We start from the raw sequence: 21,423 nt of genomic DNA on the forward strand, positions 1-21,423 counted from the left end.
TTAGTGCACAGATAAAGAGTTAAGGGCTGCCCCATGCTTTCCTCCGAATTGTAAGGCGCGATTAAACAACCCTAGTTTGAAATCATGCCACAGGAAATAAAGCAAGTTCTAATAAAGGATCAGCCAAAAATAGTTTTGGCGTAAAAGAAGGTAATAAGCGACCGGGAACCAAATCCACCCCCACCCGTTCATCCCCCGAACAACATGTTCAGCATACAAAAGGGAAGAAACATTCATGAAAAACAAGGTTTTCGCACTGGCTGCCGTTGCAGCTCTGACCTCCTCTGTCGCATTCGCCCAGACGGCTGCACCTGCCGCTCCGGCAGCAACTGCACCAGCCGCTGCAGGCTCTGATGCGATGATGTCTGGTCCTGGCTTCACCATGGGCACCAAGCCGGCTGGCCCGCTGAAGTTCGTCAACGTGCAGAAGACCGACCTGACTGCTGATCAGCTCGAAGGCATGAACATCTACAATGCCCAGAACGAAGAGATCGGCGAGATCGAAGACGTCGTGATCGGCGACGGCAAGGCTGTCATCGGCATCGTTGCAAGCGTCGGCGGCTTCCTTGGAATCAATGAGAGCTACGTTGTACTCGACCCGACCTCCGTTGCCATCAACAATGACAATGGCACGTGGAAGGCACACGTCGACACCACCAAGGAAGCGCTTCAGAACGCTCCGAAGCTGGACTACGACAAGCTTGACGATTGATTGATCGCACGTGCCCTCGGGCGATCGATCAAAGGCCCCTGCGTTTCATGCGCAGGGGCCTTTTTCTTGTGCTTTTTCAGTTTCGACCGAGAGATCGACAACGGCATTTGTCCGTTGTAATCCGCCTCGCCCAATTGGGCAGTAGCGACACCGCCCGAGCGTGATAAGAAGCAGTGAGTTCTTCGTCGCCACCCAGACCTTGCGAGACCCAAAAGGCCGCTTGCCCGCCATACTCCAGTTCGCTTATCGTCCGGCGCATGATCAAGAGGACTTTTGCGTTGCTCACCTTCCGCTTCACCGCTGCCGTCGCCGGTCTTGTCACCGCTTTTCTGACACCCATTGCCGCCCAAGCCCAAAGTGGTAGCTGGAAGCCCTCCGAACAGATCAAAACCTATGCGATTTCCGGCAATTCCGGCATCGAGCTTTATCGTTCCATCGGCGAGCGCGGGCCAGAGGCCGGTGTCCAGGCTGTGGCGCACACCACGTTCAAGCTCACCTGGCGGCGGGATTATCGCCCGCAGGCAGATGGTGCCTGCGTCCTGGCGACGGCGCGACCCAATCTCACGATCATCTACACATGGCCGAAGGCGCCCGCTAAACTGTCGCCGGAGGTCGCTGCGAGCTGGCAACGCTTCATTGCTGGCGTGGAAAAGCACGAACGGGTGCATGGCGAGCATATTCTCGACATGGTGAGGAAGATCGAGGCCTATAGTGTGGGTCTAAGGGCGCAAGATGATCCAAAATGCCAGAAGGTTCGCGCCGTGTTGCAGCAGCGACTGAAGGAATTGTCAGACGAACAGCGCCAGCGCGGGCGCGATTTCGACAAGGTCGAACTCACCGATGGCGGCGCGGTTCACCAACTCATTCTGGCACTGGTGAACGGCCCTTGAGAATCGATGGCGTCTGAAAGCATGACGTGGCTGCGCCGACGATCATCGAGAGAAAGAGTGTGTGGAAGCATCGGGCATAGATCGGCAAAAGCGTAAAAGGCCTTGAGCAGCCCCCCGTTGGATAAGCGCCCTACTCCGCCGCTTCGCCCTTCAGCGCCGGTTCCACCATCATCACCCGCTCAAGTTCGTAGGAATAGCCTTCCAGCATCGTATAGGCCTGCTCTATGACCTCGATCTGGTGTTCGGCATTGCGGATCGCATCGGCAATCGACTGGCTGCGGGCGCGCAGCATCGAACCCAGAACATCCGTTTCCGGCTTTTTGCCCAGCCGGTCCATGTGTTTGCGCACGCGGGTGCGGTGGCGCTCCAGCTCCAGAATATGGAAGCGGCTTTTAAGAATATCGTCGGTCAGCTTGCGCCGCATTGCCGCGACGGGATCGAAACTGCCCGGCTCTCGCTCATCCAGAATGAACTCGTTTACCAGGGTTTCCAGCATCAGCAGACCCTTCAAATCCTTAGGATCGGCCAGTTGCGGATCGTATCCGGTATCGTCGAACACCTTGCGGCGCACCGGGTCTTTCAACAGATCATAGGCCAGTTGCAGCTTGGCAAACTGGTCGGCATCGCCGCCGCTGTCCGGATGGGCGTTCTTCGCCGCCTTGCGATAGGCAGCCTTGATAGCCGCCTCATCCGCCTCGCGCTCCACACCCAGCAAAACATAAGGATCGATCACCGAAACACCTGTACTCGCATTACCGAAATCCGCCTTTGTGGGTGATGCCACGCACAAAGGCTGGCGGGATCATACGCAATTTCGCCAGCCACGGCACCCCTCGCCCGCAGTTTTGAACGTAAAAGGCCAAACCGCTCGACCCAACGAAGCGCCCAAAGCGCCTTCGCCCGCAAATTTGTTCAGCGCGTGACCATGATAGGCGAAGGAGGGACAAAATTGTGGAAAGCTGCTACGAAATCATACCTGAAAGCTATTCTGCACGGTCAGCGAGGACCTTATCCATTCCACATTCATCGTCGGCTCTGGCCGCCTTGAAGGTAATCGAACCCAGGCTATAAGTTGCTATAGGGATTGAAAGTGCTGTGACTTGTAGCCGAATGGCTTACTGTGCGTGACGCAATTGCCCGATATGAGAGGACCCAAAAATGGCCGAAGATGCAGGCGTGATAGCTGTCGATCATACAGGGTTTTCGGTCGCTTCGTTGGAGGAGGCGATCCAGTTCTGGACTGAGGCGATGGGTTTCGACCTTGCTCGCCGGGGCGAGATGGGTGGAGAGTTCCTACGGGAAGCCACGGGGGTTGCCGATCCGCGCTGCCGAATGGCGCTGGTGACGGCTCCAAATGGCTACCCTATCGAGCTTCTCGAGTACTCGACAGGCCCCACGCTCGGCCAGACACCTCGTAGCGCGGGCGCGATCGGCGCCGCGCACATCGCCTTCACGGTTACGGATATCCACAGGGCCATCTTACGGGTCCAAAAGGCCGGGTGGGCAGTGAAGGGTTCGCCACAACCGATACCAGCCGGGCCTCGATGCGGAACGATCGTCGCGTATGTCTCCGGCCCGGATGGTATTACCATAGAGCTGATGCAGCCGCCTGCTGACAGTTAAGGCGTCGAGTAACGCCCCTTCGGTCCGGGAACGCTGAATCTAGTGTAGGTTTTACGTTGCGTTGCTTCGAGCCGCTAGCCCACTGGTTTTTTCGCCGCAAGAGCGATCCTGCGAAGGATGCTCTCACGGTTATGGTTCGTCGGCATCTGGTTGACGAGCTTGCGCTTTCTCAGTCTTCCCTCATCCTCGATCAGATAAATGATCGCGCGAGAAGGCGTCATACACGCTTTGGACGGGATCAATCGCGCTCGACAGACCTGCTTTTTGAAGCGACAGAAAAGTTTTCCCTTTACAAGAAGGGGGAATCTGCTAATTCGGCGGCACTGGATTGCCCTTGTAGCTCAGTTGGTAGAGCACCTGATTTGTAATCAGGGGGTCGCGGGTTCGAACCCTGCCGGGGGCACCAGTTACATTTCCCTATTGGAAGTCTCCTCCTCGAAAACATCTATGCTGCTTTGGCACGGCACCGGCTCTGTTCTCCTGCCCGTTTGCTATCCTTTTGGGTCCAACCGCCAAAAAGCTTGCGCTGCTGGAAAAAGTGTGGCTCTGACAACCGCACTTGGGCTGAGCATCAGCCGGAACGAATAGGAGCATGACGTTGAGTGAATTGACGGTAAAGGACGCAACGGATCGCATATACGAATCCTTGCGCGCAGATAACGCCGATATCGATCTGCACATCGCCAATCTCAAGGCCGCGCTGAAGAGCGAAGGCTTGAAGGAAGCGACATTCGACGCGTCCAAGCTTTCGCATAACAACCGCTCCGGACGTAAGCTGATGCAGGCCTATTTTCGCCAGCGCGGCGTAACCGTAAAGTTCGACGGCGTTTAACACGCCTCTCGACACACCGTGTCGTAGGTCGTGCGACTTCGAACTGAACCACGCGGTATCCGCAGTGGCTTGGGGCGTCGGGTTATTCCAGATCCAGCGTCATTACCACCGGGCAATGGTCCGATGCCTTGGGCCGGTCCCAGCCGGTTCGTGGATAGCGCTCCACCTCCAGCCCCGGCGGGAAGACTGTGCGGTATGGCTGACCGGCGCGGATGATTTCCGGCACGCGCTCCGCATTCCGCTCCGCAAGGCTCTGTGAAAGCAGGATGTAATCGAGCTGGCAAAGATGCTGCTCCTGCGGGCCGCGGGAATGATAAAGCGTCCACCGGTCCATCACATCGCGGCGTTGCATCGGGTTGATGGCAAAGTCGTCTCCTGTCAGCAGGTCAAGCGCGCTGCGCGCCTCCGCCACCGGCGTAAAGCTGTAGCCGCTCCGGCGGTCGCCCTTGATGACGACCCGCTCCTGATAATCATTCATATCGCCGCAGATAGCGAAGTTCACATGCCGCGCCTGGTCAACGCCGAAGCGATCCTCAATGATGCGGCGGATGCCGCGCACTTCCGCCTCCCGCACCGGCATGGTGCCAAGCCTAGCATCAGTCGATTCGCGGGCATTGCTCATCGATTTCAGATGGGTAACGAAGAGCGAGAAAGGCTTGCCGCCGATCCTCAGATCAAGCTCGAGACAGTCACGCTTGAAGATCTTGTCATCGATAGCGTTGGTCAGTTTCAGTTCGTCATTGAAGAGATCGAAGTCGCGGTAGGTTTTCGATGCATGGCTGCGAATATCGACCAGTTCGATCTTCTCGCCGTCACGCGTTTCGTCGCGCATGACAACAGCCACATCGATACCGCGGCTGTCATTGCCTTCCAGCAGATATTTGTGCCGATAACCATTGCCGACCATACGATAGAGATAGCCATATTCGAAGGCTTGCAAGGCCGCCATGTTATCGACTTCCTGCAGGCACAGAATATCGGCATCCGCATCGGCAATGGCGAGTGCCGAAAGCTGGCGTGTGTCATCGGTGGAAGCGAGCATTCGCGCGCTTTCCAGCGCATTATAGGTGGCTTCATCCCGCACATCGAAAAGCTGCATGGCGCGGTCGCGGCGGGTCTGGTTGCGAAACCCGGTGAAATCGAAGCGGGTCATCAGGTTTTCGATATTAAAGGTGGCAAGCCGAAGCGACATGAATCATTCCCGTATGAACGTCCAGCTTAGCCGCTTTCAAATGGAAACCAAGTCACCGACATTACAAACGCCAGGCCGAGCGTATGATGACGGGATAGGCCGCCCCAAGCGCTGCCGGCTCTCGGGAATAGGCGCGCAGCACCTGTCCATCCGGTAGCGTCAGGCGCAGGGCGTATCGTTCTCCCTCGTAAAGGATATTGCTGATGCGGCAGACAATGCCCTCGGCATCCTGCAACACATCCTGCGGACGAACGAGAATGTCCCTCACTGGGGACATAGGCGCATCGTTCCGCATGGCTGGCTTCAGCATGTCCCAGCTCAATGCTCGCGGAGCATCGTCCGGCAGACCGAGTGAAATAATGGCGCCCTGCCCCACCAGCGAACCGACAAGCCGGCCTTCCGGCCTTGCGTAGAGCTCAGCGGGTGCAGCCATCTGCAACAGCCTGCCTTCCGACATGACAGCCACGTCGGTTGCAAGCGCCATGGCTTCGGCCTGATCATGCGTGACATAAACCATGGTTGCGCCGGAGGTCGCATGGAATTCGCGAAACGTCTCCTCCATCTCCTGGCGCAGATGCCGGTCCAGATTGGCAAGCGGCTCGTCCAGAAGCACCACGTCAGGCTCCGTCACAAGGCAGCGGGCCAGCGCCACGCGCTGACGCTGACCGCCGGACAGCTCCGAAGGGCGGCGATCGGCATAGGCATCGAGCCGCACGGTCGATAGCGCATCCATCACCTTGCGGCGATAACGCTCGCCGGAAATGCCCCTCACCTTCAACGGATAACCGGTATTCTCCGCCACCGTCATGTGCGGCCAGAGCGCGTAGGACTGGAAAACCATTGCCATATTGCGCCGTTCCGGTGGCACCATGCTGCCAGCATCGGCCAGCACCCTTTCGCCAAGAAGGATCGCGCCGTCGCTTGGCTGCTCGAAGCCTGCGATCATCCGCAGAACCGTGGTCTTGCCGCAGCCGGACGGGCCGAGCAGAGCGAGAAAGCCGCCATCGCGGATCGTCATCGACACATCGTTGACGGCGGGTTTGCCGCCGCCAAAGCTCTTCGAAAGGCGATTGAGGATCAGTTTCGCCAAGGCACAACTCCCTTCGACAGCTTGCGGCCGAGCAGTTCGAGCAAGAGCATCAGCACGATCACCATCGCCACCACCAGCACGGAAAGTGCCGAGGCAAGATCGAAGCTGCCGCTATCATCGAGATTATAGATCACAACACCGAGCGTCTGGGTGCCTGCCGACCAGAGCAAGGCAGAGACCGTCAGTTCATTGCAGGCAATCAGAAAGACCAGAATGACGGAGGCACCCGCTGCGGGGCCGACGAGCGGCAGAATGATATCCTTCATCCTTCGCCAGAACCCGGCACCGGAAAGCCGCGCCGCTTCCTCCAGCACCGGATCGAACTGGGTAAAGGCGCTGACCATGGGTTTCAGGCTAACGGCGAAGAAGGAGGAGAAATAGGCAAGAAGGATGATCCAGAGCGTGCCGTAAAGCGTGATGCCGACAAGCGGGATGGGTGCAGCGAAGAGCAACACATAGGAGACGGAAATCACCACGCCGGGCAGCGCATAGGGAATATCGACCAGCGCCGACAGCAGGAACATGAACCGGCTTTTGCCCATCACAAGAAAATAAGCGGTCAGCACAGTCACCAGCAGGAGACATAAGGATGTGGCCGTCGCCAGAAACAGCGAGTTGACGAAAGCCGTGCGCGTCACCGACTGACGAAACAGGATTTCCTCATAGGCATGAATGGTCGCCGTCTTCAACGTCAGCGGCACGCCATAGGCGGGCGCAAGCGAACTTGCCACCAGCGCGGCCAGCGGCGCGACGAGAATAATCAGGATCGCGAGCCACAGAAGCGCCTCGACAATCAATCGCCAGCCCGCGAGCTGGAAGGTCGCAGCCTTGCCGGAAAGACCGATGATGCGGTAGTCTCGCCCCTTCATCGCCCGTTCCTGAATGGCAAGGCCGAGAACGGAGATGATGGCAATCATGCCCGACAGCATGGCGATGTCGCCAAAGGTACTGCTGCCGAAGCTGGAGAAGCGGCTGTAGATCAGCGTCGGCAGGGTGAAGATGGAGGCCGGGATGCCGAGAATGGCGGGAATGCCGAAATTGCCCACACCCGAAACGAAGGCAATGGCTGCACCTGCAATCAGCCCCGGCATGGAGAGCGGCAGGATGATATCTTTCAGCACCTGCCAGGAGGATGCACCCGAAAGCTTCGCCGCCTCGATCCCGTCCTGCGGAAGCGCCAGCAGCCCTGAACGCAACGACAGATAGACGAGCGGCGCATGCTGGACGCCGAGAAGCAGCGAAATCCCGAAGATCGAGTAAAGCGGCTGGGCAGAGCCAAGCGCCGGCGCCATCCCGATGGCCTTCAACAACGTGCTGGACGGTCCGCTCATGCCGATCCAGGAAAGCGCCGTCACCTGCGGCGGAATCATCATTGGCAGCATGAAGAGAAAGCTTAAAATCGACTTGCCGCGAATATTGCAGAGCGTCAGCGCCAGCGCAAAAACACCGCCGATCGCAAGCGAAATCAGCATGCCGAAAAACGAGGTGGAGAGCGTGTTGACCGCGGCCTGCCACAGCGCCGGATCGCTGAGAAGCGGCCACATGTCACCCTTCAGTGACGAAAGGATGCCGGTATAGGCCAACCGTCCCAGCGGCAACGCGCTGAGCATGAAGACGACGATAATGACGAATGGAAACAGCCAGCGCGGCTGGCTGCTTCCCTTGGCTGATATGACTGGCATGAAACGGGATCAGCCCTTGGAGCCGCCAAAGATATCGGAGAAGGTCTTGAGGTCCTTTTCGGAATTCTTCAGCGCTTCGGTCGGGTTCAGTGGCAGCACCTTGATCTGGTCGCGCGACGGGAAGCCAGCTGGCAGGGCAACATCGTTGCGCGCCGGAATATAGCCGAGCTTGACGAAGCCTTCCTGGCCCTTGGTGGAGAGCACATAATCCACGAACTTCTTGGCGGCATCGGCATGCTTGGTGTGGGCCAGAATGCCGACGGGCTCGGTGACGGCGGACACGCCTTCGGTCGGGAAGACGAACTCGACCGGAGCGCCCTTTGCCTTCTCGCGTATCGGCATGTAATCGACAACCACGCCGTAAGCCTTCTCACCGGAAGCGACGGATTTCAGCACAGCACCGTTACCACCGGCGGCAATCGCGCCATTTTCCTTCAGTGCCTTGTAGTAATCCCAACCTAGGCTTGGAACAGCGGCAATCGTCTGCGCGTGGATCAAAGCCGCACCGGAAGTCAGCGGGCTTGGCATGGTCACGAGACCCTTCGCTTCCGGCTTTTCCAGATCCTTCCAGCTCGTCGGCTTCATCGCGGCTTGGGTGTTGTACATGATGCCGGTGGTGATGAGCTTGGTGGAATAGTAATAGCCATCTGCATCATAAAGCGCGGCATCGTAATAGGCCGCTTCCGGCGACTTGTAGGCCATCAGCTGACCAGCTTGTTTCATGCGTTCCAGCGTCACCGTATCGGCAATCAGAAGAACGTCGGCAACCGGATTTCCCGCCTCGATCTCGGCCATCAGCTTGGCCATGATCTTCGGCGTTCCGTCACGAACCCACTCGATGTCGATACCGGGATTGGCAGCCTTGAAGCCATCGACAGTCGCCTGGGCATCCTCATTCGGCTGGCTGGTGTAAAGCACAAGGTCAGCGGCATTCGCGGCGCTCATCAAAAAGCCGAGCGACACGATGGCGGTGAAGGCGGAAAGAAGCGTTTTCATGAATCCAGTCCCTGTTTGGAGTTGGGACCGCTAAAACATACCTGCATAACATGTATGTGACAGACAGGATTTGTCTGTCACATTCGCCGTTAAAGCGTGATCTTTCCCTCAATCAAGGAGGTGACCTGCCCGCCGATCCAGATATCGTCACCGATCTTGTCGACGCTGACACGCCCTGCCCGGCCAAGAACCGTACCCTGGCTGGCGACATAGCGTTCTGGAGCCACGCCAGCACCGATCAGCCACTGTGCAACGCCCGCATTGAGGCTTCCCGTCACGGGGTCTTCACCACCTTCGAAGAAAGCGCGCACTTCGAAATTGGCATCGATCCCATCGTCCTGCTGGCATTGCGCAACCACGCCCACCTTGAACCCGCCGAGCGCCGCGAAGTCCGGCTCGATGCCGATAACATCGGCGCGACTTCTGAGAAGCAGCGATACCCAACCTGGACCATTATCCGTCCAGCTTGCATCCAGGATCACCTCTGGTGCCAGCGCCAGTGCCGCCGCGATCTGCGAAACAGAGGTCGGATCGACCGGACCAAACTTGCGCAGTGGAGGCGCCGCAAAAGCCAAGCTTTCGCCGGAGACCCTGATCTTGATCAGCCCGGCCGCACATTGCTGGACGATCTCGCCTTTGCCTGTCTGCCCGGAATGCGCAAGGTAGACATGGCAGGTGCCGAGTGTGGGGTGACCAGCAAAGGGCAGCTCGCCGGTGGGCGTGAAGATACGCACCCGGTAATCCGCACCCGCCACCGTCGGCTTCATCAGAAACGTCGTCTCGCTGAGATTGGTCCAGTTGGCGAAAGCCGCCATCTCCTCATCGGACCAGTCATGCGCGTCGCAGACGACCGCAAGCGGGTTGCCCTTCACAGGCGTGGCGGAAAAGACATCGACCTGATGAAATGGGTAGGTTCTCGCCATGGCGCATATCCTTCGAATGGGAGGCGTTGTGTCTGTGCGAAGCGTCGTAACAGCAACGCCGTATCGCGCGGATGACGGAGCAAAGCATCACGTCAAATGCTGGCCGCATTCAAATCGGCCAGCAGAGGCTCGTCGGTTAAGGGCGCAACAAGCCCGCCCCTTGCCTTATACGATCGGCATTGTTGCCTTGGTCGTGGTTTCGGCATTGGCGATCAGACGACCAAGCCGCTTGATGCCCTCATCGATCATCTGCTCATTGGCGCAGGAGAAGCTGATGCGTAGGGTGTTGCTGCCCGAACCATCGGCAAAGAAAGCCTTGCCCGGAACGAAGGCCACACGCTCGCTGGCAAGCGATTGCGCCAGAAGCTCCGCGCCATCGAGACCTTCCGGCAGCGTCACCCAGATGAACATGCCGCCTTCCGGCTTTGTCCAGCGTGCAGTCTTCGGCATGTAGTTGTCGAGCGCCGTCAGCATGGCATCGCGGCGCGCACTATAGGCCGCCTTGATCTTGGCGACCTGCTTGTCGAAGCCGCGCGATGCGACATGCTCGATCGCCATCTGATTGATCGTCGAGGAATGCAGATCCGCCGCCTGCTTCATCAGCACCAGCTTGCGGATGACGGGCATTGCCGCAACCACGAAACCGACGCGAAGACCTGGCGCCAGCGTCTTGGAGAAGCTGCCGGAATAGATGGTGCGGGTCTTTTCGATACCGCCATTGCGCTCGATATCGAGCGCCAGGATCGGCGTGACCGGCTCGCCATCGAAACGCAGGTTCTGATAGGCGGCATCCTCGATAACCGCGATATCCAGCTCATCAGCGAGCTCCAAAAGCTTCTTGCGGCCTGCAAGATCGACCGTCTCACCCGTCGGGTTGGAGAAGTCGGCAGAGAGATAAGCGAACTTGACCGAACCGCCGGCCTTGGCGGCGTTGTCGCGATAGGTTTCCGGTGTGCGATTGCCACCCGGATTGAGCTGGTCATAGGTCGGCTCATAAGCATTGAAGGCAGACAGCGCACCGAGATAGGTCGGCCAGGTCACAAGCGCGGTATCGTTCGGCGACAGGAACAACTTGCCGAGATAATCCAGCGCCTGCTGCGAACCGGATGTGATGAAGACGTTATCGACCGAGCAGTCGATGCCGATCTTCGCCATGTCCTTTACGATCCATTCGCGCAGTGGCTTGTAGCCTTCGCTCACCGAATATTGCAGAGCGGAGCTGACCTGGGCGCCAGAGAAGATATCCGCATAGGCCTGTTTGAAATCCGCATCGGGAAACAGTGCCGGATCGGGGATACCGCCTGCGAAGGAAATGATGTCCGGCTGGTCCAAAAGCTTCAAGAGCTCACGGATTTCGGAGGCTTTCATCCGCGATGACCGCGTGGCGAAGATTTGTTCCCAATCGAGCATGGGTCTGTTTCCTCATATTTCGTTTTATGACGCAAATAGGTACAGAAACATCGATAGGTCAGCAATACTGACTTATCAGTTTTCGGTACGGTTTTTCGAGATTTTTTGCGTCCTCTCCCAAGTTGCGGACATCCCATACAATCTCTTCAAAGACTTCACAATCTGCTTGCCGATGGATTGACGGGCGACAAATTTAAGGATGGATTGCGGCCCAACTGATTTGCTGTCCGGAGGAGACAAAATGCTCAAGAATATCCACCCCGCGCTGAACGCCGATGTGCTGCACGCGCTTCGCGCCATGGGTCATGCAGACACGCTCGTCATCACCGACACCAACTTCCCGTCGGACAGCATTGCCCAGCACACCGCCGTTGGTCAGGTGCTGCGGATGGAAAACCTCACCTCCGCTCAGGCTATCAAGGCCATCCTCTCGGTCTTCCCGCTCGACACGCCCTTGCAGCCCTCGGTCGGCCGCATGGAAGTGATGGGCGCACCGGACCAGATCGAGCCGGTCCAGCAGGAAGTTCAGGCCGAAATCGACGCTGCCGAAGGCAAGTCCGCGCCCATGTATGGCATCGAGCGCTTTGCGTTCTACGAGAAGGCCAAGGACGCCTACTGCATCATTACCACAGGTGAACTGCGGTTCTACGGATGCTTCATCCTGACCAAGGGCGTGATTTATCCTGAGGCATGATTTGACCGTGAACGCAGCTTGAACTGAAAGTTACGGTTTGGCGACCCATCAAGCCTGTGGCAGTTCTCGCCCAGTCACGTCATCGTTCTAAAGCTGCGCGATGGACTAGCGCAGCTTTTTTTTGTTCGCGCTGCTGGACAGCAGGTGGGATGTGTCGTCGAGATCTACGCCAATTGGTGTCCCCTGATGAAAACGTAATTTCCAGCCATCACCGTGACGGCTCCAGATGGAAGAGCGATTGGCCCGCTCAATCTTGTCGCCGTAGAGCACCTCGCTCACATAGGTCACCTGCACGACGTCCGGAGAGAGATGGCGCGCATGAAAATTCAAAAGCGGGATGGTCGATTTTATGTCCTGCCCAGGTTCAGCTTCGATCAGCATCTCCGCGCGATCATATGTTCTCCCGGATCGCCCAAACTCGAAAAAATCCTGAGCAAACAGTTCGTCCATCAGCGAAACGTTGAAGCGCGTCTCAGCGATCCACAGGCTCTCTTCCAGTCTTCGGATGCCATCCAGCTCGGACATCAGCAATAGTGTGTCGTGTTCGTGCATAATCACGTCCTTTGCAATCCCGAAAAACGAAACCAGCTTTCTCTTTCGACCGCAAGAAGAAGGGCGCGGAAGTTTCCCTCCGCGCCCTCGCATATTTCCGTCTGCTTTGCCTGACGGCGCAGGCGCCAGACGGTCTTAGTTGACGGCCTTGTCGACCAGCTTGTTCTTGCCGATCCAAGGCATCATGCCGCGCAGCTTCGCACCAACTTCTTCGATCTGATGAACGTCGTTCATGCGGCGGATACCCTTGAAGCGGGCTGCACCCGAACGGTATTCCTGCATCCAGTCGGACGTGAACTTGCCGGTCTGAATGTCGTGCAGAACGCGCTTCATTTCAGCCTTGGTTTCAGCGGTGATGATGCGCGGACCGGTGACGTATTCGCCCCACTCAGCCGTGTTGGAGATCGAGTAGTTCATGTTGGCGATGCCGCCTTCATAGATCAGGTCGACGATCAGCTTTACTTCGTGCAGGCACTCGAAATAGGCCATTTCAGGCGCGTAACCGCCTTCGACCAGCGTTTCGAAACCAGCGCGGATCAGTTCGACGAGACCGCCGCACAGAACGACCTGTTCGCCGAAGAGGTCGGTTTCGCACTCTTCCTTGAAGTTGGTTTCGATGATGCCGGAACGACCGCCGCCAACGCCACAGGCGTAGGAGAGTGCAAGTTCAAGAGCATTGCCGGAAGCATTCTGGTGAACGGCAACGAGGCAAGGAACGCCACCGCCCTTCTGATATTCGCCGCGAACTGTATGGCCTGGGCCCTTCGGTGCGATCATGACGACGTCGAGCGAAGCCTTCGGCTCGATGAGGCCGAAGTGAACGTTGAGGCCGTGGGCAAATGCGATGGCAGCGCCGTCGCGGATATTGCCGGCAATCTCAGCCTTGTAGATGTCAGCCTGAAGTTCGTCAGGCGTTGCCATCATCAACAGGTCGGCCCACTTGGCAGCTTCGGCAACCGTCATGACCTTGAAGCCATCGGCTTCTGCCTTCTTGATGGTCGGCGAACCGGCCTTCAGAGCGATGACGACATTGTTGGAGCCGCTGTCCTTCAGGTTCAGCGCATGCGCGCGGCCCTGCGAACCGTAACCGACGATAGCGACATTCTTCGCCTTAATGAGATTGAGATCGGCATCACGATCGTAATAAACGCGCATTTCTTGGTCCTTCCCTATTCAAAACCAGATGATTGAAGCCGGAACTCAGGCGAGTTTGCCGCCCTTTTCCGAATGTACCTTTTCCGTCCCGTAGAGCGTCAGGAAGGCAGCAACCGCCTTGCGCGCCCGAGCGGAAAAATCCTTTGCCTGCGCTTCGCCGAGCAACATGCGCACATGCAGATCGGTAACGATCAGGCCGTAAAAACTGCGATAGGCATCTTCCAGATCGTCAAAGCGCAGGTAACCGCAACGGCGCCCGGCCTCTATCAGACCACGAGCACGCTTGTCGATCTGACGACGCCCCCGCTCCAGAAGCAGATTGCCGAGCTTGGAGCCTTCACGGCTCGCCTGCCCGATGGCAAGACGGTTCAACGCCAGCGATACATCGCCTGCCAGAACGTCGAGCAGGTCATGCGCAAAAACTTCAAGGTGATCGACGAGTTGCGGAGCTGTGACACGATCGCCCGCCTTCTCGAAGGTGCGAACCTTGCTCTGCTGAAAGCTGATCATCGCCGCCAGCAGACCATCGCGATCGCCAAACCACTTATATAGGCTTTCCTTGGAACAGTTGGCTGCGCGTGCCAGACCAGAGGTCGTCAGCGCCTTTTCTCCACCCTCGACCAGAAGACGCAATGCCTGCTCCAGAACGGCGTTCTGTCGCGGCGAAAATTCCTGCGCTGTGATCGGATCGGTCCCCACCTTGCCCACTCCACTCTCAATTATGTACCGTACGGTACGGTTCGAGCGACATTTAAGCGGAGCGCTTGTCAGGGTCAAGAAGATTTTTGATCGAAGATTACGAATTGATGCGCCGCAATATGAGACACGCTCAAATTGCGAGCTAAGACAGAGACTTACGGGATGGCGTCGAACTCTGTTCGCGCCTGCTTTACCGCATCATGATTGTCGAGCGCCCAATTGATGACCTGCGACAATGGCAGGTAAAGGGACCGCCCCAACGCCGTCATGCTGTACTCGACGCTGGGCGGCTTGGTGGGAAACACTTCACGGTGAATGTAGCCATCCCGCTGCAGGTCGCGCAGTGTTTGGGTCAGCATGCGTTGTGAGATATCCGGTACCATGCGGCGTAACTCGCCAAAACGATAGGGTCGCTCGGCGAGCGCCTGCAGCAGCAGCGTCGACCATTTCCCACCAATGTGATTGAGTAGATCGCGCACCGGGCAATTGTCGAAATCAAGATTGGCAAAATCCGGCAGGGGTGCCGACCTTTGGGCTGGACCCGAGGTTGCGGCCGGTTTCAAGCGTGAGACTGTCGCGCCCATGGCGGTGGTTCCCTTCTGGTAACGTAGGGCGCTAGAACTGCCTTCTTTACACCGGTCAGTCAATTCCTATTTTAGAGCTACTCTCTTTTCGAGACCAGCAAAGGAAATATATTATGAGCAAGATTCTCGTGACCGGTGCCTCCGGTCATCTCGGCCAGGCCGTCATTCGTCATCTCCTGGAAACCTATCACGTCCCGCCCTCCGATGTTGTCGCCGCCAGCCGCGATACATCCAAACTCGCAGGCCTTGCGGCAAAGGGCGTCGAAACGCGCGCAGCCGATTTTGACGACATGGCCTCGCTGGAGAAAGCGTTCGAAGGCATCGACACGCTGCTCATTATTTCCACCGATGCGCTTGCCGTTCCGGGTCAACGTCTGAAGCAGCACAAGGCGGCGGTTGCCGCTGCTGCAAGGGCGGGTGTCAAGCACCTCGCCTACACGTCCATGCCAAACCCGGACAAGTCGCTCGTGACCTTTGCCCCCGATCATCTCGGCACGGAAGACGCCGTCAAGGCAAGCGGCCTGCCCTACACGATCATCCGCAACGCCTGGTATCTCGACAACTACCTGCACGGGATGCCGCACAATCTGGCGGGTGGCCAGTGGTTTACCGCGATGGGCAACGGCAAGGTTTCCAATATCTCGCGCGACGACTGCGCTCGCGCTGCGGCAGCGGCGCTGGCCAAGGGCAAGGCCGAAAACAAGACCTACACGCTGACAGGACCCGAACTTCTGGATGCGGACCAGATCGCAGCGCTCGTATCCGAAGCGGCTGGCAAGCCGCTCGAGGTCGTCAAGGTATCGCCGGAGGATCTGCAAAAGGGCATCGAAGGCGCCGGCCTACCCGGCTTCGTCGCGGCTATGCTGGCTTCCGCCGATGCTAATATTGCCGTCGGCAACTTCGAGATCCTGACGGATGATTATGAAACCCTGACAGGCAAGAAGCCTCAGCCTTCCGAAGACTTTTTTAAAGCAAACAAGGCAGCTTTGGCCGGCTAAGAACGAACGTTTTTCGCCGTGCTGGCCTCCAGCAGCACGGCGGAAGACACAAGCTTAAGCTTTGCGTGAAAGGCGCACTCTACTCCGCAGCAGTGCTCATGCTTTCGCGCGACGCCTCGACATCTCTCGCTGGTGACATGCCATAGACTCGGGCATATTCCCGACTGAACTGCGACGGGCTCTGATAGCCCACTCGATGACTGGCGGTTCCGGCATCCAGCCGTTCTAGCAGCATCAGGCGGCGCGCCTCATGCAGGCGCAACTGCTTTTGATACTGCACCGGCGTCATCGCCGTCACCGCCTTGAAATGCTGGTGGAAGGACGACACGCTCATGCCCACCCTTTCGGCAACATCCTCGATGCGGATAGGACGGGCGTAATTTTCTCGCAGCCACGCGATGGCACGGGCAATCCGGTTTCCGTGACTATCGACCGCCAGAATATTCATCAGCTGACCGCCCGCAGGTCCAGTCAGGATGCGGTAAAGGATTTCCTGCTCGATCAGCGGCGCCATGGCAGGGATCTCTGCTGGACGATCGAGCAAACGCAACAGGCGCGTCGTGGCGTCCAGAAGCTCGGGCGTTGCGGCATTCACCACGATGCCGCGCTGGCTGGGAACGGCAGTTGGCGAGCGCGCAATCTGCGCACGGCTCATCACATCCAGAAGCTTCTCACTGCTGATAGCAATCGATATGCAGAAGTGTGGCACCTCGCGGCTTGCCTCCACCACGCGCCACGCCACCGGCAGATCGAATGACGTGAGGAGATAATCTCCCGCCCCGTAATTAATGGTATCGGTGCCGAGCTGAAGGCTTTTGGCGCCCTGAATGACCATGGCGAAACAGGGATGATAACTGCCGTGGCAGGGCGCACTCGGGCTGGAACGTTTGCTGAGCCGCAGAGCGTCGATTTGGGTCGTCACTTCCCCTTCATCCTGCGCGTAGCGGGCGGCAATGGAAACGATTTCCTGGTAAGGGCTAAAAGGCAGCGTCATCGAGCGAAAACCTTGAGGCAAACGGCAGTTCCGTTGAGACATATCTAAAATGCCTTGCCCTTCTCGCAAAGAGGGCGCGTCTTACTTTTGTAGAATTATGCAAGAAGCTCGGAGGATCGCTCTACCGCTCTTTCGCGTTAGGGGCGCATGATCAACCATCCCATTCCACAGCTGAAAGGAACTTCAGATGGCTACTGCAAGAGGTTATGCTGCAACAGACGCGTCCAAGCCGCTAACGCCCTTCACCTTCGAGCGCCGCGAGCCGAACGAAGACGATGTCGTCATCGACATCAAATATGCGGGCATCTGCCATTCGGACATTCACACCGTCCGGAATGAATGGAAGAATGCGGTCTACCCAATCGTCCCCGGCCACGAAATCGCCGGCATCGTCACCGCCGTCGGCTCCAAGGTCACCCGCTTCAAGGTCGGCGACCATGTCGGCGTCGGATGCTTCGTCGATAGCTGCGTTGGCTGCGCCACTCGCGACGTGGATAATGAGCAATACATGCCAGGCCTCGTCCAGACCTACAACTCGGTCGAACGCGACGGCAAGACGGCAACACAGGGCGGCTATTCGGATCATATCGTCGTCAAGGAAGGCTACGTTCTTTCCATTCCGGAGAACCTGCCGCTCGACGCGTCCGCACCGCTTCTGTGCGCCGGCATCACCCTTTATTCGCCGCTCAAGCACTGGAACGCTGGTCCTGGCAAGAAGGTCGCTATCGTCGGTATGGGCGGTCTTGGCCATATGGGCGTGAAGATCGGCGCGGCCATGGGTGCCGATGTCACGGTCCTGTCGCAGTCGCTTTCCAAGAAGGAAGACGGCATGAAGCTCGGTGCGAAGGATTACTACGCGACTAGCGACGCCTCGACCTTCGAGAAGCTTGCAGGCGCCTTCGACCTCATCATCTGCACCGTTTCTGCAGAAATCGACTGGAACGCTTATCTTGGCTTGCTCAAGGTCAATGGCTCCATGGTCGTGGTCGGCGCGCCTGAAAACGCCATTCCGGTTCACGCTTTCTCGTTGATCCCAGGCCGCAAGAGCCTGTCCGGTTCGATGATCGGCTCGATCAAGGAAACCCAGGAAATGCTGGATTTCTGTGGTCAGCACAACATCGTCTCCGAGATCGAGAAGATCGACATCAAGGACGTCAACGAAGCCTATGAGCGCGTGCTGAAGAGCGACGTGCGCTACCGCTTCGTCATCGACATGGCAACGCTTGACGCGTAACTCGCCGCGATTACCGGTAGATAAGAGAGAGGCGGGCACCGGATGGGCCCGCCTCTTCTCGTTAAGACGCCTTCCCGACAGGCTGCGTCTCATCCTTCAGTGTATCGCGCTGGGTAATCAACCGCGCACTGTGCTGGCCGCTGAGGTAAATCCAAAGCCAACTCCAGGCGACAGCAAGCCTGGAGCGAGTTCCGATCAGGAAGTAAATATGGGCAAGTCCCCATATCCACCAGGCAACAACGCCCTTCAGCTTGATCTTGCCAAAATCGATGACGGCCGCCCGTTTGCCTATAGTGGCAAGATTCCCCTGATGCATATATTTGAATGGCGCTGGCTGTGACCGTCCTGTCAGCCGGGCCTTGATGACCTTGGCGACATGGCTGCCCTGCTGCTTGGCGGCTGGCGCGATACCCGGCACGGGTTTGCCGCCCTCTTGCTGAACATGCGCCGTATCGCCAATGACGAAGACGTTCGGGTCATCGGCAATATGAAGATGCGGGCCGACCTCGGTACGACCAGCCCGATCTGCCGTGACGCCAAGCCACTGCGCGGCAGGAGAAGCTTGCACCCCGGCCCCCCAGATAATGGTCCGCGCCGGAATGAAATGATCGCCGATCTTGACCCCCCCTTCGGTACAATCCGAGACAGGTGTGCCGAGCATGACCTCCACGCCGAGTTCTTCAAGCGCCCGCTTGCTATATTCTGACAGATCCTCGGTAAAGGCAGGCAGCACGCGCTGTCCAGCCTCCACCAGAATGACCCGCGTCTTGCGCGTATCGATATTGCGAAACTCCGGAGGCAGCACCTTTTTAGCGAGATCCGCAATCATCCCCGCCATTTCGACGCCCGTCGGGCCGGCGCCGATCACAACGAAAGTGAGATAAGCCTGCTTCACCTCCTGCGTCTTCTCCAACTCGGCGCGTTCGAAGGCAAGAAGCAGTCGCCTACGGATGGTGGTGGCATCCTCCAATGTCTTGAGGCCGGGCGCATATTTTTCCCAGGCGTCATTGCCGAAATAGGCGTGGCGCGCACCGGTGGCGAGCACCAGCGTATCAAACGAGACCCTATCGCCATTGGTCAGATGAACGGTTCGGTTCGTCCGGTCGACGCCGGAAACCTCGGCCAGCATAGTAGAGACCTCCGGCCTGTCACGAAACAGATGGCGGATAGGCCAGGCGATCTCCGATGTCGCGAGCGCGGTCGTTGCGACCTGATAAAGAAGCGGCTGAAAAAGATGATGATTACGACGATCGATCAGGGTGATGCGCACTGGCGCGCCTTTCAGACCATGAACCGTCTGCAACCCGCCGAAGCCTCCGCCAACGACGACGACATGATGTTCCTGCATGACACTTGCCCTCACTGCAATGAGAAAATCAAACCGCGCAGGTTCTACGCGGTTTCATTGTAAGGGCAAAAACTGACATTAGTTATGAAATGGCCTGACCGCAGGCCCGGCAAAAACGCCGGACGGTTTCGGCCATACCGAACTCCAGCGCATCCGCTGTAAGTCCGTGGCCGATGGATACTTCGGCAAGGTCGGGAATACGCTTTACCAGCGCGGGCAGGTTTGCGACGGTCAGGTCATGACCGGCATTCACGCCCAGTCCTAATTCCGTGGCAATATCGGCGGTCCGTCCGAGTTTATCGATCCACTCGGCGGCAGCCTCGGGACTATCGTAGCAGCCACCATAGGGCCCGGTATAAAGCTCGATACGGCTGGCACCTGTGGCGGCAGCCAGTTCCAGCGCCGTCCGGTCTCCGTCACCATCCGCAAACAGCGAAACGCGCATGCCGCGGGCCTTGAGGCGCGAGACGACGGTCTTCAAAAAATCTGCGTGTTTGCGGAAATCCCAACCGTGGTCAGACGTCGCCTGCGACGGATCATCCGGCACCAGGGTAACCTGCTCCGGCTCGGCCTCTTCGCACAGCAGGAGAAAGTCCTCGGTCGGATAGCCCTCCATATTGAACTCCGCCCCCGGAAATTCATCATCGATCAAGGCGCGCAGAACCGGCAGGTCAGAGAAGCGAATGTGACGCTGATCCGGTCTAGGATGAACCGTCAGCCCACTTGCCCCGGCGTGAAGAGCAATGCGTCCAAAAGACGCCACATCCGGCCAAGGCAGATCGCGGCGATTGCGCAGCATGGCGATGGCATTCAGATTGACGGACAATTTCGTTGGCATTTTTCCTGATCCCGGACCTTATGATGATGGCCATTCAAGGCTTCATCTGTTCCCAATTATTTCGGCAACACGCAAGTGCCAAAAAAATTACCTCTCCATGGAACCATTATCCATCCAGCGCATTATGCAGGTTCTGGATGGGGACTAATATGACGCAATCTATTTCATTAGATAATGCTAACGTTGACTTGACTTTAGACGCGGTTCTTCTGGATGATATTGATGTAAACGCGGTGGCTGATCTCCCGGTTCGACCGGGTGTTGCAGCCCAAAACCGACCATGGAGCGATAAGTCCGTGAGTAAGGTCGATAATCCGTCTATGTCATCGCCTATGAAGGCTCAGAGAGCCTTTCTCCCAGAGGTCAAAATTCCGTCTTCTCTTCCAAGCGAGCCTGTCGTCATCGCCGATATGGCAAATCTTTTTGGCGTGACGCACCGGACATTGCATTTCTATGAGGAAAAGAAAATCCTGTCGTCAGGTCGAATGGGGCTGATGCGGGTATATTCTCACCAAGACGTACATCGCATGGCCGTTATAAACCTCCTGCGTGAAATCGGTGTTCCGGTCGCAGCCATCCAGGACATTATGGGTCAACTGGATAACGCATCCTCACAGGAGGAAGCTGATGATATCTTCCAGGTCGCACTCGAGACGCGCAAGGGCGAACTTGCAATAGAAATGTCTTCCGTTCATCGCCAGATCGATCAAATCCGCAACCTTCTGGATTTCAGCGACGACCACGATTGCGATCCCGACCAGGACTCGATTGCAGATTTGACAGAGCAGGAAACCACCTGCCTTGAACTGATGTCGGAAGGTTATTCCTCCACCCGTATGAGCCGCACTCTCGGCATTTCGGCTGACGAGCTGAACCTATTGGAGGAAAGTCTGCTCGGGAAATTTGGCGTCAACAACCGATTTCAGGTTGTCGCAAAAGCTCTGACCATGGGTGTCATCCAATCATAATGCAGGCCT

22 protein-coding genes and 1 tRNA gene are annotated in these 21,423 nt (G+C 57.6%); 9 read left to right on the forward strand and 14 right to left on the reverse strand.

What is annotated here, in order from left to right; genetic code table 11:
• Nucleotides 1-235: 235 nt before the first annotated feature.
• Complete coding sequence (locus tag ACQZ5M_RS02255; protein WP_296036447.1) at nucleotides 236-712, forward strand: PRC-barrel domain-containing protein; 477 nt, start codon at nucleotides 236-238, stop codon at nucleotides 710-712.
• 257 nt (nucleotides 713-969) lie between these two features.
• Nucleotides 970-1,602 carry a DUF922 domain-containing Zn-dependent protease gene (locus ACQZ5M_RS02260; RefSeq protein WP_296076895.1) on the forward strand — a complete coding sequence of 211 codons (633 nt, stop codon included), beginning with the start codon at nucleotides 970-972 and terminating at the stop codon, nucleotides 1,600-1,602.
• Nucleotides 1,603-1,732: 130 nt separating this feature from the next.
• On the opposite strand, the gene ACQZ5M_RS02265 is transcribed toward ACQZ5M_RS02260, so the two are convergent.
• Nucleotides 1,733-2,335 carry a J domain-containing protein gene (locus tag ACQZ5M_RS02265; RefSeq protein ID WP_296014901.1) on the reverse strand — a complete coding sequence of 201 codons (603 nt, stop codon included), beginning with the start codon at nucleotides 2,333-2,335 and terminating at the stop codon, nucleotides 1,733-1,735.
• Between the two features lie 425 nt (nucleotides 2,336-2,760).
• On the opposite strand from ACQZ5M_RS02265, the gene ACQZ5M_RS02270 reads away from it, so the two are divergent.
• From ACQZ5M_RS02270 to ACQZ5M_RS02280, 3 genes are all read left to right on the forward strand, one after another.
• Nucleotides 2,761-3,225, forward strand: coding sequence for a VOC family protein (locus ACQZ5M_RS02270; RefSeq protein ID WP_296076897.1), 465 nt, complete (start codon nucleotides 2,761-2,763; stop codon nucleotides 3,223-3,225).
• A 330-nt stretch (nucleotides 3,226-3,555) separates the two neighbouring features.
• Nucleotides 3,556-3,631 (forward strand) — tRNA-Thr (locus ACQZ5M_RS02275).
• A gap of 186 nt (nucleotides 3,632-3,817) precedes the next feature.
• A complete protein-coding gene (locus ACQZ5M_RS02280; protein WP_296076899.1) occupies nucleotides 3,818-4,057 on the forward strand; it encodes a hypothetical protein in 240 nt (79 codons plus the stop codon).
• Nucleotides 4,058-4,139: 82 nt separating this feature from the next.
• Here the strand turns inward: ACQZ5M_RS02280 and ACQZ5M_RS02285 are convergent, their stop codons facing one another.
• The 6 genes from ACQZ5M_RS02285 to ACQZ5M_RS02310 all read right to left on the reverse strand — a co-directional run bounded on the left by ACQZ5M_RS02285 (nucleotide 4,140) and on the right by ACQZ5M_RS02310 (nucleotide 11,350).
• Nucleotides 4,140-5,249 (reverse strand): endonuclease/exonuclease/phosphatase family protein, encoded by a 1,110-nt coding sequence (locus ACQZ5M_RS02285; protein WP_449078983.1) that lies wholly within the window; start codon nucleotides 5,247-5,249, stop codon nucleotides 4,140-4,142.
• A 61-nt stretch (nucleotides 5,250-5,310) separates the two neighbouring features.
• The gene (locus tag ACQZ5M_RS02290; protein ID WP_296036436.1) at nucleotides 5,311-6,339 is read right to left on the reverse strand and encodes an ABC transporter ATP-binding protein; all 1,029 of its coding nucleotides are present in this window, start codon (nucleotides 6,337-6,339) and stop codon (nucleotides 5,311-5,313) included.
• Entirely contained in the window at nucleotides 6,327-8,021 is a 1,695-nt protein-coding gene (locus tag ACQZ5M_RS02295; RefSeq protein WP_296076902.1) for an ABC transporter permease, read from the reverse strand. The genes ACQZ5M_RS02290 and ACQZ5M_RS02295 overlap by 13 nt, the downstream gene beginning before the upstream one ends.
• A 9-nt stretch (nucleotides 8,022-8,030) precedes the next feature.
• Nucleotides 8,031-9,017, reverse strand: coding sequence for an ABC transporter substrate-binding protein (locus ACQZ5M_RS02300; RefSeq protein WP_449078984.1), 987 nt, complete (start codon nucleotides 9,015-9,017; stop codon nucleotides 8,031-8,033).
• An 89-nt stretch (nucleotides 9,018-9,106) separates the two neighbouring features.
• A complete protein-coding gene (locus ACQZ5M_RS02305) occupies nucleotides 9,107-9,940 on the reverse strand; it encodes a PhzF family phenazine biosynthesis protein (protein WP_296076905.1) in 834 nt (277 codons plus the stop codon).
• Between the two features lie 165 nt (nucleotides 9,941-10,105).
• Nucleotides 10,106-11,350, reverse strand: a complete 1,245-nt coding sequence (locus ACQZ5M_RS02310; protein WP_449078985.1) for an aminotransferase-like domain-containing protein — start codon at nucleotides 11,348-11,350, stop codon at nucleotides 10,106-10,108.
• Between the two features lie 241 nt (nucleotides 11,351-11,591).
• Between ACQZ5M_RS02310 and ACQZ5M_RS02315 the strand changes: the two genes are divergently transcribed.
• Nucleotides 11,592-12,044 (forward strand): RbsD/FucU family protein, encoded by a 453-nt coding sequence (locus tag ACQZ5M_RS02315; RefSeq protein ID WP_296076909.1) that lies wholly within the window; start codon nucleotides 11,592-11,594, stop codon nucleotides 12,042-12,044.
• Between the two features lie 105 nt (nucleotides 12,045-12,149).
• Here ACQZ5M_RS02315 and ACQZ5M_RS02320 read toward each other — a convergent pair whose 3' ends face one another.
• The 4 genes from ACQZ5M_RS02320 to ACQZ5M_RS02335 form a co-directional block, all read right to left on the reverse strand.
• On the reverse strand, nucleotides 12,150-12,689 hold the full coding sequence (locus ACQZ5M_RS02320) for a nuclear transport factor 2 family protein (protein ID WP_449078986.1): 540 nt from the start codon (nucleotides 12,687-12,689) through the stop codon (nucleotides 12,150-12,152).
• A 42-nt stretch (nucleotides 12,690-12,731) separates the two neighbouring features.
• The gene (gene ilvC / locus ACQZ5M_RS02325) at nucleotides 12,732-13,751 is read right to left on the reverse strand and encodes a ketol-acid reductoisomerase (protein ID WP_296014809.1); all 1,020 of its coding nucleotides are present in this window, start codon (nucleotides 13,749-13,751) and stop codon (nucleotides 12,732-12,734) included.
• Between the two features lie 45 nt (nucleotides 13,752-13,796).
• Complete coding sequence (locus tag ACQZ5M_RS02330) at nucleotides 13,797-14,450, reverse strand: TetR/AcrR family transcriptional regulator (protein ID WP_296014909.1); 654 nt, start codon at nucleotides 14,448-14,450, stop codon at nucleotides 13,797-13,799.
• A gap of 155 nt (nucleotides 14,451-14,605) precedes the next feature.
• Entirely contained in the window at nucleotides 14,606-15,034 is a 429-nt protein-coding gene (locus ACQZ5M_RS02335) for a winged helix-turn-helix transcriptional regulator (protein WP_296076912.1), read from the reverse strand.
• Nucleotides 15,035-15,144: 110 nt separating this feature from the next.
• Between ACQZ5M_RS02335 and ACQZ5M_RS02340 the strand changes: the two genes are divergently transcribed.
• A complete protein-coding gene (locus ACQZ5M_RS02340) occupies nucleotides 15,145-16,032 on the forward strand; it encodes an SDR family oxidoreductase (protein WP_296076939.1) in 888 nt (295 codons plus the stop codon).
• A 79-nt stretch (nucleotides 16,033-16,111) separates the two neighbouring features.
• Here the strand turns inward: ACQZ5M_RS02340 and ACQZ5M_RS02345 are convergent, their stop codons facing one another.
• A complete protein-coding gene (locus tag ACQZ5M_RS02345) occupies nucleotides 16,112-17,026 on the reverse strand; it encodes an AraC family transcriptional regulator (protein ID WP_296014813.1) in 915 nt (304 codons plus the stop codon).
• A 187-nt stretch (nucleotides 17,027-17,213) separates the two neighbouring features.
• On the opposite strand from ACQZ5M_RS02345, the gene ACQZ5M_RS02350 reads away from it, so the two are divergent.
• On the forward strand, nucleotides 17,214-18,260 hold the full coding sequence (locus ACQZ5M_RS02350) for an NAD(P)-dependent alcohol dehydrogenase (RefSeq protein WP_296099156.1): 1,047 nt from the start codon (nucleotides 17,214-17,216) through the stop codon (nucleotides 18,258-18,260).
• A 61-nt stretch (nucleotides 18,261-18,321) separates the two neighbouring features.
• On the opposite strand, the gene ACQZ5M_RS02355 is transcribed toward ACQZ5M_RS02350, so the two are convergent.
• Entirely contained in the window at nucleotides 18,322-19,608 is a 1,287-nt protein-coding gene (locus tag ACQZ5M_RS02355; RefSeq protein WP_296076919.1) for an NAD(P)/FAD-dependent oxidoreductase, read from the reverse strand.
• A gap of 82 nt (nucleotides 19,609-19,690) precedes the next feature.
• A complete protein-coding gene (locus ACQZ5M_RS02360) occupies nucleotides 19,691-20,446 on the reverse strand; it encodes a pyridoxine 5'-phosphate synthase (protein WP_296076922.1) in 756 nt (251 codons plus the stop codon).
• Between ACQZ5M_RS02360 and ACQZ5M_RS02365 the strand changes: the two genes are divergently transcribed.
• A complete protein-coding gene (locus tag ACQZ5M_RS02365) occupies nucleotides 20,440-21,414 on the forward strand; it encodes a MerR family transcriptional regulator (RefSeq protein ID WP_296076924.1) in 975 nt (324 codons plus the stop codon). The two genes, ACQZ5M_RS02360 and ACQZ5M_RS02365, sit on opposite strands and share 7 nt — an antisense overlap.
• Nucleotides 21,415-21,423 lie beyond the last annotated feature (9 nt).

The sequence above is a fragment of the Rhizobium sp. 22-785-1 genome (assembly GCF_053521965.1).

Excerpts from the sequence above, each read along its gene's own strand:
- ACQZ5M_RS02300 (WP_449078984.1), bottom strand. The coding sequence starts at position 9,017 with ATGAAAACGCTTCTTTCCGCCTTCACCGCCATCGTGTCGCTCGGCTTT.
- ACQZ5M_RS02295 (WP_296076902.1), bottom strand. The coding sequence starts at position 8,021 with ATGCCAGTCATATCAGCCAAGGGAAGCAGCCAGCCGCGCTGGCTGTTT.
- ilvC (WP_296014809.1), bottom strand. The coding sequence starts at position 13,751 with ATGCGCGTTTATTACGATCGTGATGCCGATCTCAATCTCATTAAGGCG.
- ACQZ5M_RS02255 (WP_296036447.1), top strand. The coding sequence starts at position 236 with ATGAAAAACAAGGTTTTCGCACTGGCTGCCGTTGCAGCTCTGACCTCC.
- ACQZ5M_RS02270 (WP_296076897.1), top strand. The coding sequence starts at position 2,761 with ATGGCCGAAGATGCAGGCGTGATAGCTGTCGATCATACAGGGTTTTCG.
- ACQZ5M_RS02350 (WP_296099156.1), top strand. The coding sequence starts at position 17,214 with ATGGCTACTGCAAGAGGTTATGCTGCAACAGACGCGTCCAAGCCGCTA.
- ACQZ5M_RS02260 (WP_296076895.1), top strand. The coding sequence starts at position 970 with ATGATCAAGAGGACTTTTGCGTTGCTCACCTTCCGCTTCACCGCTGCC.
- ACQZ5M_RS02320 (WP_449078986.1), bottom strand. The coding sequence starts at position 12,689 with ATGCGAGGGCGCGGAGGGAAACTTCCGCGCCCTTCTTCTTGCGGTCGA.
- ACQZ5M_RS02315 (WP_296076909.1), top strand. The coding sequence starts at position 11,592 with ATGCTCAAGAATATCCACCCCGCGCTGAACGCCGATGTGCTGCACGCG.
- ACQZ5M_RS02285 (WP_449078983.1), bottom strand. The coding sequence starts at position 5,249 with ATGTCGCTTCGGCTTGCCACCTTTAATATCGAAAACCTGATGACCCGC.
- ACQZ5M_RS02345 (WP_296014813.1), bottom strand. The coding sequence starts at position 17,026 with ATGACGCTGCCTTTTAGCCCTTACCAGGAAATCGTTTCCATTGCCGCC.
- ACQZ5M_RS02310 (WP_449078985.1), bottom strand. The coding sequence starts at position 11,350 with ATGCTCGATTGGGAACAAATCTTCGCCACGCGGTCATCGCGGATGAAA.
- ACQZ5M_RS02335 (WP_296076912.1), bottom strand. The coding sequence starts at position 15,034 with ATGGGCGCGACAGTCTCACGCTTGAAACCGGCCGCAACCTCGGGTCCA.
- ACQZ5M_RS02280 (WP_296076899.1), top strand. The coding sequence starts at position 3,818 with ATGACGTTGAGTGAATTGACGGTAAAGGACGCAACGGATCGCATATAC.
- ACQZ5M_RS02305 (WP_296076905.1), bottom strand. The coding sequence starts at position 9,940 with ATGGCGAGAACCTACCCATTTCATCAGGTCGATGTCTTTTCCGCCACG.
- ACQZ5M_RS02355 (WP_296076919.1), bottom strand. The coding sequence starts at position 19,608 with ATGCAGGAACATCATGTCGTCGTCGTTGGCGGAGGCTTCGGCGGGTTG.
- ACQZ5M_RS02360 (WP_296076922.1), bottom strand. The coding sequence starts at position 20,446 with ATGCCAACGAAATTGTCCGTCAATCTGAATGCCATCGCCATGCTGCGC.